Annotated in this window: 11 protein-coding genes; 8 read left to right on the forward strand and 3 right to left on the reverse strand. The window is 63.9% G+C overall.

Annotated features, from left to right (window positions below):
* The first annotated feature begins 217 nt into the window (after nt 1–217).
* The gene (locus AC07VU_RS10945) at nt 218–544 is read left to right on the forward strand and encodes a YegP family protein (protein ID WP_007929647.1); all 327 of its coding nucleotides are present in this window, start codon (nt 218–220) and stop codon (nt 542–544) included.
* Between the two features lie 55 nt (nt 545–599).
* Here the strand turns inward: AC07VU_RS10945 and xthA are convergent, their stop codons facing one another.
* Entirely contained in the window at nt 600–1,412 is an 813-nt protein-coding gene (xthA, locus tag AC07VU_RS10950) for an exodeoxyribonuclease III (protein ID WP_274304028.1), read from the reverse strand.
* Between the two features lie 202 nt (nt 1,413–1,614).
* On the opposite strand from xthA, the gene AC07VU_RS10955 reads away from it, so the two are divergent.
* The 7 genes from AC07VU_RS10955 to AC07VU_RS10985 all read left to right on the forward strand — a co-directional run bounded on the left by AC07VU_RS10955 (nt 1,615) and on the right by AC07VU_RS10985 (nt 12,689).
* Nucleotides 1,615–2,265: a GNAT family N-acetyltransferase gene (locus tag AC07VU_RS10955; RefSeq protein WP_009044610.1), complete on the forward strand. Its 651-nt coding sequence runs from the start codon at nt 1,615–1,617 to the stop codon at nt 2,263–2,265.
* 63 nt (nt 2,266–2,328) lie between these two features.
* A complete protein-coding gene (locus tag AC07VU_RS10960) occupies nt 2,329–4,056 on the forward strand; it encodes an autotransporter assembly complex protein TamA (protein ID WP_495029853.1) in 1,728 nt (575 codons plus the stop codon).
* Nucleotides 4,053–7,727 carry a translocation/assembly module TamB domain-containing protein gene (locus AC07VU_RS10965; RefSeq protein ID WP_495029854.1) on the forward strand — a complete coding sequence of 1,225 codons (3,675 nt, stop codon included), beginning with the start codon at nt 4,053–4,055 and terminating at the stop codon, nt 7,725–7,727. Before AC07VU_RS10960 ends, AC07VU_RS10965 begins: the two co-directional genes overlap by 4 nt.
* A gap of 205 nt (nt 7,728–7,932) precedes the next feature.
* Nucleotides 7,933–8,406 carry a MarR family winged helix-turn-helix transcriptional regulator gene (locus tag AC07VU_RS10970; protein ID WP_277589207.1) on the forward strand — a complete coding sequence of 158 codons (474 nt, stop codon included), beginning with the start codon at nt 7,933–7,935 and terminating at the stop codon, nt 8,404–8,406.
* Nucleotides 8,407–9,876, forward strand: a complete 1,470-nt coding sequence (locus AC07VU_RS10975; protein ID WP_274304020.1) for an efflux transporter outer membrane subunit — start codon at nt 8,407–8,409, stop codon at nt 9,874–9,876.
* A gap of 15 nt (nt 9,877–9,891) precedes the next feature.
* Nucleotides 9,892–11,094 (forward strand): HlyD family secretion protein, encoded by a 1,203-nt coding sequence (locus AC07VU_RS10980; protein ID WP_274304018.1) that lies wholly within the window; start codon nt 9,892–9,894, stop codon nt 11,092–11,094.
* Nucleotides 11,095–11,159: 65 nt separating this feature from the next.
* Nucleotides 11,160–12,689 (forward strand): DHA2 family efflux MFS transporter permease subunit, encoded by a 1,530-nt coding sequence (locus tag AC07VU_RS10985; protein WP_277589206.1) that lies wholly within the window; start codon nt 11,160–11,162, stop codon nt 12,687–12,689.
* A 154-nt stretch (nt 12,690–12,843) separates the two neighbouring features.
* On the opposite strand, the gene lpxH is transcribed toward AC07VU_RS10985, so the two are convergent.
* The gene (gene lpxH, locus AC07VU_RS10990; RefSeq protein WP_007929635.1) at nt 12,844–13,593 is read right to left on the reverse strand and encodes a UDP-2,3-diacylglucosamine diphosphatase; all 750 of its coding nucleotides are present in this window, start codon (nt 13,591–13,593) and stop codon (nt 12,844–12,846) included.
* Nucleotides 13,590–14,093: a peptidylprolyl isomerase gene (locus tag AC07VU_RS10995; RefSeq protein ID WP_007929634.1), complete on the reverse strand. Its 504-nt coding sequence runs from the start codon at nt 14,091–14,093 to the stop codon at nt 13,590–13,592. Before AC07VU_RS10995 ends, lpxH begins: the two co-directional genes overlap by 4 nt.
* Between the last annotated feature and the right edge of the window lie 233 nt (nt 14,094–14,326).

Genomic DNA, 14,326 nt, shown 5'->3' on the forward strand with positions numbered 1-14,326 from the left:
GGCGAGATTAAGTCGGGGAGGTGACGGGGATGTGACAGTTGATGGGGGTAATCGGAGCGTTCCCCAGGCTTTTCAGAATGCTCTTAAAGACCCGGCACGGCGGGCTCAGTACAGTTGAAAACTTTGTCTGGAGGGGAATTGGTGCACACCGACTCTCGTCGTCACCAGGCGTCGATGCAGCCCTGGCTGCAATTTGCTTGTGTCAAAGGAGTATGAAATGAGTGGCTGGTTCGAGCTGAAGCAATATGGCAGCGGTGGTTTCAGGTTCTTGCTGAAGTCCAAGGACGCGCAGACCATGCTTCAAAGCGACCGTTACCCTTGTCGTGAGAGTGTCGAGGCAGCCATTGCGCTGCTCCGCAAGCACTGCACGTCCCCGGGTAGTTACGAAAAGAAGATCGCCCCCGGTGGCAAACCTTACTTCAATCTCAAGGCCGGCAAGGAGGTGATCCTGGTCAGCCACTTGTATGACTCAGAGCCGACCCGTGAGTCCGCCATCGAGGCCATCATGCAGGCCGGCACCAGCACCCGGATCGAGCTGTGCTGAGACGCTGAAGCATTAAAAAAGCCCATCTCCGGATGGGCTTTTTTGTGCCGGGCGATCAGCTCAGTTCGAGCCAGATCGGGGCGTGGTCGGAAGGTTTCTCCATGCCGCGCAGGTCGTAGTCGACCCCGGCATCCTTGATCCGTGGCAGCAGGCCGCGAGAGGCCATGATCAGGTCGATGCGCAGGCCGCGCTTGGGCTCGTCCTCGAAACCGCGGCTGCGGTAGTCGAACCAGCTGAAACGATCGGCCACCTCGGGGTTGAGGTGGCGGAAACTGTCCACCAGGCCCCAGTTCTTCAGGCGGGCCATCCACTCGCGCTCTTCCGGCAGGAAGCTGCACTTGCCGGTTTTCAGCCAGCGTTTCATGTTGTCCGGGCCGATGCCGATGTCGCAGTCTTCCGGGGAAATGTTCACGTCGCCCATGACCAGCAGCGGCTGCTCATTGCTGAAGCGGGTTTCCAGCAGGTGCTGCAGGTCACTGTAGAAACGTTGCTTGGCCGGGAACTTGGTGGGGTGGTCGCGGCTTTCGCCCTGGGGGAAGTAGCCGTTCATGATGGTCACCGGGGTGCCATCGACATCGGCGAAGGTGCCCCAGATAAAACGCCGCTGGGCATCTTCATCGTCGCCATCGAAGCCTTTGTACAGGTCCAGCGGCGCCTGGCGCGAGAGCAGGGCGACGCCGTAGTGGCCTTTCTGCCCGTGGTAATGCACGTGATAACCCAGCGCCTGGACTTCGGCCAGGGGGAACTGGTCGTCCGACACCTTGGTTTCCTGCAGGCCGATGACGTCCGGTTGATGCTTTTCGATCAGCGCCGCCAACTGATGGGGGCGGGCGCGCAGCCCGTTGATGTTGAACGAGACGATCTTCATGGTCGGCAGTCCTGGCAAAACTGCGATGCTAGCCGACAAGTCGCACGGCGGCCAGCGTGGCAGCAAGGCAGATGCGCTGCTAAGGTCGATGGGCGGTGGAACGATCACGAGCCTGAAAGGTTCGTAGCTATAACAACCGCGCAGAAGAACGCCGCCACCCAGCGTGGCCACTTCAAGCCGGGCCCAGGGGAGACCAATCGCCATGCCTGAAACCTCGACTGCCATCGCCGACATTCACATGCTCGACAGCGGCTACGCCCGCGAAGCCCGCTCCCTGCTGTATCAGGCTTATCGCCATGAGCCGACCTTCGCTTATCTGTTCGAGTCCGAACGCCCGGGTTACGAACAACGGGTGCGGGCCACGGTGCGGGAGCTGGTCAAGCAGCACTTCATTCAGGACCTGCCGGCCATCGGCCTGCTGGTCAATGACCGGCTGATCGGCATCGCCCTGATCGCGCCGCCCCAGCGTCGCCTGGGCATTACCGAGAGTTGGGCCTGGCGCCTGCGGATGGTGCTCAGTACCGGTTTTCGCTGTACCCGGCGTTACCTGGACTATCACGCCGCGGTGCTCGGTTGCCTGCCCAGCGATTCGGTGCACGTCCTGCCCTTGCTGGGGATTCATCCGCAATTCCAGGGCAAGCACTTCGGCGAGCAGTTGCTGCAGGCGGTGCACAACTGGTGCGCGGTGGACGAACACTCCCAGGGTGTGGTGCTGGACACCGGCAACCCGCGTTACCTGGCGTTCTATGAGCGCCAGGGTTATGAAGAGATTGGCGAGATCGCCGTCGGTCCGGTCCGCGAGCACGTTTTCTTTCACGCCAACCCGCAGGTTCTGCAAAGCGCGACCGGCTGAACAGAACTTTCCTCACATTTGTGCGCTCTATCGGGCTCCCAGCTCGTGATAGCATTCGCGCCTATGAAGTTTTCAGGAAGATTCACCAGCGGCTTGTTGCTGCTGTTCACAAGCTGTGCGGCACTGGCGCAAAGCGAATTGGACGTCAGGGTCAAACCCTCCAACGATGAACTCAAGGCCAATGTGGAAGGCTACATCGGCGGGGTGGGCGATCGCGACGAGGAAGCCCTGCTGCGTTTCAGCCGTGGCGCCGAGGAGCAGGCCCGCAAGGCCGCCCAGGCCCTGGGCTACTACCAGCCGCAGATCAGCAGCGAAGTCAAAGGCGGCGAAAAGCCGCGTTTGGTGCTGAATATCGATCCTGGCGAGCCGGTGCACCTGCGCAACGTCACCATCCGGGTCGACGGCCCGGCGGCTTCCCTCAAGGGCTTTCGTGTGCCCAGGAGCGACCAGCTGAAAAGTGGCGCGGTCCTCAATCACGGTCATTACGAAGACGCCAAGCGGCTGATCCAGAACCAGGCGTCGCGCTACGGCTTTTTCAGCGGGCGCTTCACCCGGCAGAAGCTGGCGGTGGACCCCCAGGCTGGGGTGGCGGATATCGAGCTGGTCTACGAAAGCGGTCCGCGTTACGCCCTGGGCAAGGTCAGTTTTGCCGGCGATACACCGTTCGACGAAGACCTGCTGCAACGCATGGTGCCGTTCAAGGCCGGAACTCCCTACGATTCCGAGCTGATCGCCGAGCTTAACCAGGCACTGCAATCGAGCGGTTACTTCGAGGGCGTGCGGGTCGACGCGGCGCCGACCGCGGCCGCCGCCGAGGTGATTCCGGTGGCGGTCCAGCTGGAAACCCGCAAGCCGCGCACCATGGGCCTGGGCCTGGGTTTTTCCACCGACGTCGGGCCACGGGCCAAGGCCAACTGGACCCGGCACTGGGTCAACGCCCAAGGCCACAGCTATGGCTGGGAGGCAGAAGTCTCCGCGCCACGGCAGAACGTCGGCCTGTTCTACGACATACCGCTGGACCCGCCGCTGACCGACAAGCTGCGTTTTGCCGGCGGCTACCAGAACGAAGAAATCGCCAACACCGACACCCTGAGTAAACTGTTCACCCTCGGTCCCGAGTGGCACAGCAAGTTGCCCAGCGGCTGGCAGCGGGTCATCTCGTTGAAGTGGCAACGCGAGGAATACCGCCTTGGCGACGACTCGGGCCTGAGTACCCTGTTGATGCCCGGGATCAGCTATTCCTACCTGCGCAGCGATAACCGCATCGACCCGCACAACGGCTATCGCCTGCAATTCGACAGCAAGGTGGCCAAGGAAGGGCTGGGCTCGGACACCAACCTGTTATATGGCACCGTGCTGCTCAAGGGCCTGACCACGGTGTGGGACAACCATCGTTTTCTCGGCCGGGTGCAGTTCGGTGGCAGCGCCACCAACGGTTACAAGAAGGTCCCGCCGTCGCTGCGCTTTTTCGCCGGTGGCGATCAGAGCGTGCGCGGCTACGACTACCAGAGCCTGTCGCCGGAGAACTCCGACGGCGACCGGATCGGCGGGCGCTACATGGTGGCCGGCAGCGTCGAGTATCAGTACTCCATCGCGGAAAAATGGCGCCTGGCGACCTTTGTCGACCAGGGCAACTCCTTCGACAAACTTGAACTGCCGAACCTCAAGACCGGGGTCGGTGTCGGTGTGCGCTGGGTGTCCCCGGTGGGGCCGATCCGCCTCGACCTGGCCCATGCGCTGGACGATGACGGCGGCATTCGCTTGCACTTTTCCATGGGGCCTGAGCTGTGAAGCGTGGTTTGAAGATCGTGGCGCTGGCGCTGCTTGTGCTGGTGGCGGTGCTGGTACTGGCGCTGGCTTCGATACTCGGCACCCAGGCCGGCAGTCGCTGGGCCCTGGGCCTGGTGCCGGGTTTGACGGTGGAGAACTTCGCCGGCCACTTAGGGGGGCAGTGGAGCGCCGATCATCTGCTGTGGCAGCAGGACAGCAGCCGGGTCGAACTCCAGGCGCCGAAATTCGCCTGGTCGCCGGCGTGCCTGATGCGCATGACCCTGTGCATCGAGCAACTGGACGTGGAGCAGGTCAGCCTGCAATTCCCGCCGGGCGCGGAAGAACAAAGCAGCGGCCCGATCAGCCTGCCGGATCTGCAGTTGCCTGTGGCTATCGAGCTGGGGCAGGTACGGGTCGGCAGCCTGCAGTTCAATGGCAGCGAGGAGCTCAAGGGCCTGCAGCTGGCGGCGCAGTGGACGGCCAAGGGCCTGCAGATCGACTCGGTGAGCCTGCAACGCGACGACCTCAGCCTGAATCTTTCGGGCTTGTTGTCGCCCAGCGGCGACTGGCCACTGAGTGCCACCGGTACCCTGACCCTGCCGGCGCCGGGCAGTGAACCCTGGGCGTTGGCGCTGAAGGTCGATGGCGACCTGCTGAAGACCCTCAAGCTTGCGGCCGACAGCAGCGGTTACCTGCAAGGCCGGTTGAGCGGTGAGCTGCAACCGCTGGCGGAGAACCTGCCGGCCCAGGTGCGGATCACCGCCGATGGCTTCAAGGCCAGCGCCGAGCTGCCCGATACCCTGATGCTCAACCAGCTGGAACTGACCGGCAAAGGCGACCTCAAGGCGGGTTACCAACTGCTGGGCAAGGCCAGCCTGCCGGCCGAGCAGGGGCCGGTGGCCCTGGTGCTGCAAGGCAAGGTCGACGCCAAGGGCGCGCAGATCGCCGCGCTGGACCTGAGCGCCAACGACAAGCAGAACCTCAAGCTGACGGGCCAGCTGGACTGGAGCCAGGGCCTGAACGCCGAAGCCAGGCTCGACTGGCTGGATTTCCCCTGGCATCGCCTGTACCCGCTGATCGAAGAGCCCGCGGTGGCGGTGCGCCGCTTCACGGCCGAGGTCGCCTACCGCGATGGCAACTACCTGGGCAACTTCAAGGGTGACCTCGATGGCCCGGCGGGGGCGTTCAGCCTCAGCAGCCCGTTCAGCGGCGACCTGACGAAAATCTTCCTGCCCCAGTTCAAGCTGGCCGCCGGCCAGGGCAAGGCCGAAGGCCACCTGAACCTGCAATTCGCCGACGGCATCGCCTGGGATACCGCCCTGGACCTGTCGGCGATCAACCCGGCGTACTGGGTCGCCGAGCTGCCGGGCACTTTGGCCGGGCCGCTGCGCAGCCAGGGCGAAATGAAGAACGAGCAACTCAAGCTCAACGCCGACCTCGACCTCAAGGGCAAGCTGCGCGGCCAGCCCGCGGTGCTGCAGGCCAAGGCCGATGGCGCTGGCGAGCAGTGGAGCCTGAACACCCTGGACATCCGCCTGGGCGACAACCGCATCAACGGTTCCGGCCGCCTGCAACAGCGTTTGGCCGGGCAACTCGATATCAAGCTGCCGCGTCTCGGCCAGCTGTGGCCCGAGCTGCGTGGCCAGCTCAACGGCCGCCTCGATGTGGCGGGCACCCTGAAGGCGCCGCAGGGCAAGCTCGACCTGCAAGGCCAGCAACTGGTGTTCGCCGACAATCGCCTGCAGAGCCTCAAGCTCGATGCCAACCTGGACAGCGCACAACGGGCGCAAATCGACCTCAAGGGGGCCGGCATCCAGGTCGGTGAAACCGCGCTGGGCACGCTGACGGCCAGCGGCCAGGGCGATATCAAGAGCCAGAAGCTGCAACTGGACCTGCAAGGTCCGCAGCTCAAGCTGGCACTGGGCCTGGACGGCAAGCTGGACCAGGGCAACTGGCGCGGACGCCTGGCCAGCGGCGATATCCAGACCGGTGGCCAGGACTGGAGGCTGCAAGCCCCGGCCAAGCTCGAATACCTGGCCGACGGCAAGCTCAACTTCGGCGCCCATTGCTGGGCCAGCGGCGATGCCAGCCTGTGTGGCGAGGATCAGCGGCTGATGCCCGAGCCCAAGTTGCGCTACCACCTCAAGCAGTTCCCGATCGACAGCCTCGCGCAGTGGTTGCCCAAGGACTTCGCCTGGAAGGGCCGGCTCAATGCCGATATCAAGCTGGACGTACCGGCCGGTGGCCCGCAGGGGCGGATCCTGCTGGACGCCAGCGGCGGCACCTTGCGGGTCAAGGAAAAGCAGCAGTGGCTGGACTTCCCGTACCAGACGCTGAAACTCGACACCACCCTCAACCCCAAGCGTATCGACACCCAGCTGGCGTTCAGTGGCGGCAAGCTCGGTGAGCTGATGCTGCAGGCGCAGATCAATCCGCTGCCGAAAAACAAGCCGCTGTCCGGCGAGTTCCGCCTCAGCGGCCTGGACCTGGCGGTGGCGCGGCCGTTCGTGCCGATGGTCGAAAAGCTCACCGGCACCCTCAATGGCAGCGGGCGCATCTCCGGCGGTCTGCTGGCGCCGCAGGTCAATGGCAACCTGGCCCTTAGTGGTGGCGAAGTTTCTGGCCCTGAATTGCCCATCAGCCTCCAGGACCTGCAATTGCAGGCGCTGATCGCCGGTGAAAGCGTGCAGTTGAGCGGTGGCTGGAAGAGTGGCAAGGCCGGGCAGGGTAGCCTGAACGGCAATATCGCCTGGGGCCAGGCGCTGGTGGTGGACCTGAGCCTGAAAGGCTCGCAGCTGCCGGTCACCGTCGAACCCTATGCGGTGCTGGACGTGGCGCCGGACCTGAAGATCTCGATGAAGGACGACAAGCTGGCGATCGCCGGCAAGGTCCATGTGCCCAAGGGTGAAATCACCATCCGTGAATTGCCGCCATCGACGGTCAAGGTGTCGGACGACACGGTGATCATCGGCCACCAGACCGAGGAGGGCAAAGCACCGATGGCCATGGCGATGGACATCGATGTGGTGGTCGGCGAGGACAAGCTCAGCTTCACCGGCTTCGGCCTGACCGCCAACCTGCAAGGCCACGTGCACATCGGCGACAACATGGACACCCGTGGCGAACTGTGGCTCAACGACGGCCGCTACCGCGCCTACGGCCAGCGCCTGACCGTGCGCCGGGCGCGCCTGCTGTTCGCCGGGCCGATCGACCAGCCGTACCTGGACATCGAGGCGATCCGCCAGACCGATGACGTGATCGCCGGTATCCGCCTCAGTGGCAGCGCCGAACAGCCGACCACGCAGATCTTCTCGGAGCCGGCCATGAGCCAGGAACAGGCACTGTCCTACCTGGTGCTCGGGCGTCCCTTGAGTACCACCGGCGAGGACAACAACATGCTGGCGCAGGCCGCCCTGGGCCTGGGCCTGATGGGCAGCTCGAACATCACCGGCGGGCTGGCCAAGGACCTGGGGATCGACGACTTCCAGCTCGACACCCAGGGCAGCGGCAACACCACCAGCGTGGTGGCCAGCGGCAATATCTCCGAGCGGCTCAGCCTGCGTTACGGGGTGGGGGTCTTCGAGCCGGCCAACACCATCGCCCTGCGCTACAAACTGAGCAAAAAGGTCTACCTGGAAGCGGCCAGCGGCGTCGCCAGCTCGCTGGATATCTTCTACAAGCGCGACTTCTGATAGTCGTGGGCAAGCCAGTCCCCTTTGGCGAGGGGACTGGCTTTCGCCACCCCTCCAACCGGTCTTTCTCCCCCGATTTTCGACGTCAAGGCTTTCCCATTAATTAGCTTAATAGTGAGCATGCTAATTATTGTTTGGATATTGGCTGCCTAGGCAGTAACATCTCGACATACTTTCGCTGCCTAGGCAGCTAACAGGTGGTCAGATGAAGCACTTCACCCCAGACGATTTCCACAATTGCCACCTCGGGCTCTTGCTGGGCCGCGCGGCCCTGCTCAAGGACCGGATCATCGACACCCACATGGAGCCCCACGGCATCACCGCCGCGCAGTTCAAGGTGCTGATCATCATGGCCCAGTTCGGCGTCGACACCCCGGCCGAGCTGTGCCGCCACCTGTCCCTGGACAGCGGTTCCATGACTCGCATGCTCGATCGCCTGGAGCAGAAGGGCTTCCTCGCCCGCCAACGCTCGGAGCACGACCGCCGCCAGGTGCGCCTGGTGCTCACCGAGGAGGGCCAGAAGCTCGCCGACTGCCTGCCGCACATTGGCGCCAACGCCATGAACCAACTGGCCGGCGCCATCACCCCCGAAGAGTTGAAAACCCTGGAACAGATCCTCAAGAAAATTTTGCTGGCGGCCGGTGACCCGATCACCGTGTTGCGGCTAGGTGATAAGTAAATGAGCAGTAAAACCTTGCGTGCCCGTTTGAGCCTGGTGCTGCTGGCCATGAGCCTGGCGGGATGTGCCAACTACAGCGGCCTGACAACCGAAGGGGTGAGCCTTGATGCCAAATCCCTCAAGGCCGGACAATCCCTGAGTGGCGTGACCCTGTCGCCGGCGGCCTGGCCGAAGAGCGACTGGTGGAAGAGCCTGGGCGATCCACAGCTCGATGGCCTGATTCGCGAGGCCCTGCACGACAGCCCCGACATGCAGATCGCCAGCGCCCGCGCCCACCAGGCCAGCGCGGCGGCCTATGCCGCGGACGCGGCACGCATGCCGACCCTGGACGCCAGCGGCAGTGTCAGCCGCTCGCGCCTGTCCCGTTCGCAGGACCCGAGCGGGCAGGGCGACAACTACAGCACGATGCGCAGCCTGACAGGCAACTTCAATTACACCTTCGACCTCTGGGGCGGCCAGCGCGATACCTGGGAAGCCGCCCTGGGCCAGGCGCGCGCCGCCGAGATCGATCGCCAGGCCGCGCAACTGACCCTGGCCGCCGACGTGGCCCGGGCCTACAGCGACCTGGGCCAGGCGCATATCGTCCATGACCTGGCCACTGAAGACCTCAAGCGCACCCGGCAGATGCTCGACCTGAGCCAGAAACGCCTGAGCTCGGGCATCGACAGCCAGTACCAGTACCAGCAGACCGAAAGCCTGGAGGCCAGCTCCGAAGCCAGCCTGATCGATGCCGAGAAAAACCTGCAGAGCGCCAAGATCGCCCTCGCGGTATTGCTCGGCAAGGGCCCCGACCGGGGCAACGAAATCGCCCGGCCGAAAGTCCTGCAGGCCAGCGCGGTGGCGCTGCCGTCGGTACTGCCGGCAGAACTGCTGGGCCGCCGTCCGGATCTGGTGGCCGCGCGTTGGCGGGTCGAGGCGGCGAGCAAGAGCATCGACGCCGGCAAGACCAACTTCTATCCCAACCTCAACCTGAGCGCCGCTGCCGGCACTCAAGCGTTGCTGGGGGACGCGATGTTCGGATCGGCCAGCCGCTTCTTCAACATCGCCCCGACCGTGTCGTTGCCGATCTTCGACGGTGGCCGCCTGCGCGCCGACCTGGATGCCCGGGACGCCGACTACGACCTGGCCGTGGCGCAATACAACAAGAGCCTGGTGAATGCCCTGGGGGATGTCAGTGACACCCTCTCCCAGCTGCGTGACATCGGTCGGCAGATCGCCGCCCAGCAACACGCCACCGACATCGCCCAGGACTCCTACGACACCGTGGTCCAGCGCTATGGCTCGGGGATCGGCAATTACCTGGACGTGCTCAGCATCGAGCAGCAATTGCTGCAGGCCCAGCGTCAGCTGGCGACCCTGAATGCCCAGCAGATCGACCTGTCGATCCAACTGATGCAGGCCCTGGGCGGTGGTTTCCAGACCGACAATCTGGCCGCGGCCACCCCGACCCCAGCCTCGCGCACTCAATAATTCAAGGTACTCATCATGGCCACTGTCGAAACCAACAACGCTCCCGAAAACACCCCGGACACCGCCAACCCGCGCAAGCGCAAGGTCATGCTGCTGGGCCTGATGGCGTTGATCGTCCTGGGCGGGCTGGGGGTCTTTGCCTGGTATGAACTCTACGGACGCTGGAACGAAGGCACCGACGACGCCTATGTGAACGGCAACGTGGTGGAAATCACCCCGCTGGTCACCGGTACGGTGGTCAGCATCGGCGCCGACGATGGCGATCTGGTCCACGAAGGCCAGGTGCTGATCAACTTCGACCCCAACGATGCCGAGGTCGGCCTGCAAAGCGCCGAGGCCAACCTGGCCCGCACCGTGCGCCAGGTGCGCGGGCTGTACAGCAATGTCGACGGCATGCGCGCCCAGGTGGCGGCGCAGAAGGCCGAAGTGCAGAAGGCCCAGGACAACTTCAACCGTCGCCGGACCCTCGCCAGCAGCGGGGCGATTTCCCAGGAAGAACTGTCCCACGCCCGCGACGACCTGACCTCGGCGCAGAACGCCCTGGCCAATGCCCAGCAGCAGCTCAACACCACCAACGCGCTGGTGGATGACACCGTGGTATCGAACCATCCGGACGTGCAGGCGGCCGCCGCACAACTGCGCCAGGCCTACCTGACCAACGCCCGCAGCACCCTGATCGCCCCGGTGACCGGTTATGTCGCCAAGCGCACCGTGCAACTGGGCCAGCGGGTACAGCCGGGTACTGCGTTGATGGCGGTGATTCCTCTGGACCAGCTGTGGATTGACGCCAACTTCAAGGAAACCCAGCTGCGTGACATGCGCATCGGCCAGCCGGTGGACATCGAGGCCGATATCTACGGCAGCGACGTCAAGTACAGCGGCACCATCGACAGCCTGGGCGCCGGTACCGGCAGTGCCTTCGCCCTGTTGCCGGCGCAGAACGCCACCGGCAACTGGATCAAGATCGTGCAGCGAGTACCGGTGCGCATCCATGTAAATGCCGAAGAATTGGCCAGGCACCCGCTGCGGGTCGGCCTGTCGACGGTGGTCAACGTCGATCTGCATGACCAGAGCGGCCCCGTGCTGGCCCAGCAGCCGCCACAAAAGGCGTCGTTCAGTACCAGCGTCTACGACCGCCAGCTGGGCGAGGCCGATGCCCTGATCGCCCGCCTGATCCACGACAACAGCGCCGCCATCGGCAAGACCGCGCAGCGCTGATTCGCCGATCCCTCTGCTGCGGCCGTTAGCGGCCGCGGCGCCTGCCTCGCTTCATAGGATTCGCGATGAGCAATAACGCCTCTTTCACGCCGCCCAGCCTGTTGCTCAGCACCATCGGCCTGTCGCTGGCGACCTTCATGCAGGTGCTCGACACCACCATCGCCAACGTGGCCTTGCCGACCATTTCCGGCAACCTTGGGGTGAGTTCGGAGCAGGGCACCTGGGTGATCACCTCGTTTGCCGTGAGCAACGCCATCGCCTTGCCGCTGACCGGCTGGCTGAGCCGGCGCTTCGGCGAGGTGAAGCTGTTTATATGGGCCACCCTGCTGTTCGTGCTGGCCTCCTTCCTCTGCGGGATTTCTACCTCCATGCCCGAGCTGGTGGGCTTTCGTGTGCTGCAAGGGGTGGTGGCCGGGCCGCTGTACCCGATGACCCAGACCCTGCTGATCGCGGTCTACCCGCCGGCGAAAAGGGGCATGGCCCTGGCGCTGCTGGCGATGGTCACGGTGGTGGCGCCGATTGCCGGGCCGATTCTCGGCGGCTGGATCACCGACAGTTACAGCTGGCCGTGGATCTTCTTCATCAACGTGCCGATCGGCCTGTTCGCCGCCTGGGTGGTCAGGCAGCAACTGAAGGCGCGGCCGGTGGTGACCAGTCGCCAGCCGATGGACTACATCGGCCTGCTGAGCCTGATCGTCGGCGTCGGTGCCTTGCAGATCGTGCTCGACAAGGGCAACGACCTGGACTGGTTCGAATCCAACTTCATCGTTATCGGTACGTTGATCTCGGTGATCGCCCTGGCGGTGTTCGTGATCTGGGAAATGACCGACCGCCATCCGGTGGTCAACCTGCGGTTGTTCGCCCACCGCAACTTCCGCATCGGCACCATCGTGCTGGTGGGCGGTTATGCCGGCTTCTTCGGCATCAACCTGATCCTGCCACAATGGTTGCAGACCCAGATGGGCTATACCGCGACCTGGGCCGGCCTGGCGGTGGCGCCGATCGGCATCCTGCCGGTGCTGATGTCGCCTTTCGTCGGCAAGTACGCGCACAAGTTCGACCTGCGCTTGCTGGCCGGTCTGGCGTTCCTGGCGATCGGCCTGAGCTGCTTCATGCGCGCCGGCTTCACCAACGAGGTGGACTTCCAGCACATCGCCCTGGTGCAACTGTTCATGGGCATCGGCGTGGCGCTGTTCTTCATGCCGACCCTGAGCATCCTGATGTCGGACCTGCCGCCGCAGCAGATCGCCGATGGCGCCGGCCTGGCCACTTTCCTGCGAACCCTGGGCGGCAGCTTCGCCGCGTCGTTGACCACCTGGATCTGGATCCGCCGGGCGAACGAGCACCATGCCTACATGAGTGAACACATCAGCAGCTTCGAGCCGGCCACCCGCGATGCCCTGAACTCCTTGGGCGGTGCCAGCAACCAGGCCTACGCGCAGCTGGACCAGGTGCTGACCGGGCAGGCATACATGATGTCCACCGTGGACTACTTCACGCTGCTGGGCTGGAGCTTCATGGCGCTGATCCTGCTGGTGTGGCTGGCCAAGCCACCGTTCACCGCCAAGGCCGGGCCGGCGTCGGCGGGGCATTGAGGGTGCGGTAGGGCAGAGGAATTATCGTGAGCAAGCTCGCTCCTACAGGGGAGGTACCTTTTTGTAGGAGCGAGCTTGCTTGCGATAGAACGCGCAGCGTTCGCCTGGCAGGCTTCGCGAGGCCCTTCGGGCCTTATTGCAGCCTGCGGCGGCGCTACAGGCGGGGCAATGCCTGCTGTGACGGCACGAAGTCGAAAGCCGCCAGCTGGAAGCCCTGTTCATCCACCTGCAAGGCCCAGCCCTGACGGTCCCAGTCCCCCAGCACGATGCGCTTGGCGGCCTGGTCGCCGATCTGCAACTTGTGGATGGCCGGGCGGTGGGTGTGGCCGTGGACCAGGGTCCGCACCTTGAACGCCTGCATGATCCGCGGCACTTCGTCCGGGGTCACGTCGACGATGTCGTTGGCCTTCATGCGGGTTTGCGCGCGGCTTTCATTGCGCAGCTTGCGCGCCAGCTTGTGCCGGGTGCGCAGCGGCAGGTGCCTGAGGATCCACAACGAAACCGGGTTGCGCAGGTAGCGGCGCATGCGCATGTAGGCTTCGTCGCGGGTGCACAGGCTGTCGCCGTGCATCAGCAGCACCGGCTCGCCGTAGAAGTCGACCACGCTCGGGTCCTTGAGCAGGGTCGCGCCCGCGGCCTTGCAGAAGGCCTTGCCGAGCATGAAGTCGCGATTGCCATGCATCAGGAAAACCTGCGTGCCGCTGTCGCTGAGCTCGCGCAGTGCCTGGCAAATGGAAAGCTGGTAGGGGGTCATGGCGTCGTCGCCGATCCAGACCTCGAAGAAATCTCCCAGGATGTACAGCGCTTGCGCCGAGCGGGCACGCCCGCCCAGTAAATCCAGAAACGCCCGGGTAATGTCCGGGCGTTCCTCTTCCAGATGCAAATCTGAAATCAGCAGTATCACTCAACGATCTCGGCTTTCTCGATGATCACGTCTTCTGCCGGTACGTCCTGGTGGCCGGCCTTCATGGTGGTGGCCACGCCTTTGATCTTGTCGACCACTTCGGTGCCGGCGACCACTTTGCCGAATACCGCGTAGCCCCAGCCCTGCACGGTCTTGCCGCTGTGGTTGAGGAAGCTGTTGTCAGCGACGTTGATGAAGAACTGCGCGGAAGCCGAATGCGGCTCCATGGTGCGGGCCATGGCGACGGTGTACTTGTCGTTGGAAAGACCGTTGTCGGCTTCGTTCTGGATGCTTGGACGCTTGTCTTTCTTTTCTTTCATGCCTGGCTCGAAACCGCCGCCCTGGATCATGAAGTTACCGATGACGCGGTGGAATACGGTGTTTTCGTAATGACCGGCTTTAACGTATTCGACGAAGTTGGCCACGGTGACCGGGGCTTTCTCGGCGTTCAGTTCCAGCACGATGTCGCCGTGGTTGGTGGTCAGTTTGACTTGGGTCATGATCGGTACTCTTTATAAGGAGGAGCGTTTTCAAGGAATTCCCGGGTTCCAGGAGGCAGGCCTGGGGCCCGCGGGCCGGAACCGCGCTGGCAAAAATCCGCCAAGGTGCGCAGTTTAGCGTGACGGGCGTGAAATTCGAGGCTGTTTTTTCATTTGCGACGGATTAATCGCGGCAGATTTAAAGCCCGCTCTGTCAGGGGCTTGACCGCATCGGCTATGATATCCGTTTTGAT

Source organism: Pseudomonas sp. GW821-FHT02B10 (assembly GCF_059421865.1).

Coding starts and splice junctions, on each gene's coding strand:
- AC07VU_RS10945 (WP_007929647.1), top strand. CDS start 218: ATGAGTGGCTGGTTCGAGCTGAAGCAATATGGCAGCGGTGGTTTCAGG.
- xthA (WP_274304028.1), bottom strand. CDS start 1,412: ATGAAGATCGTCTCGTTCAACATCAACGGGCTGCGCGCCCGCCCCCAT.
- AC07VU_RS10955 (WP_009044610.1), top strand. CDS start 1,615: ATGCCTGAAACCTCGACTGCCATCGCCGACATTCACATGCTCGACAGC.
- AC07VU_RS10960 (WP_495029853.1), top strand. CDS start 2,329: ATGAAGTTTTCAGGAAGATTCACCAGCGGCTTGTTGCTGCTGTTCACA.
- AC07VU_RS10970 (WP_277589207.1), top strand. CDS start 7,933: ATGAAGCACTTCACCCCAGACGATTTCCACAATTGCCACCTCGGGCTC.
- AC07VU_RS10975 (WP_274304020.1), top strand. CDS start 8,407: ATGAGCAGTAAAACCTTGCGTGCCCGTTTGAGCCTGGTGCTGCTGGCC.
- AC07VU_RS10980 (WP_274304018.1), top strand. CDS start 9,892: ATGGCCACTGTCGAAACCAACAACGCTCCCGAAAACACCCCGGACACC.
- AC07VU_RS10985 (WP_277589206.1), top strand. CDS start 11,160: ATGAGCAATAACGCCTCTTTCACGCCGCCCAGCCTGTTGCTCAGCACC.
- AC07VU_RS10995 (WP_007929634.1), bottom strand. CDS start 14,093: ATGACCCAAGTCAAACTGACCACCAACCACGGCGACATCGTGCTGGAA.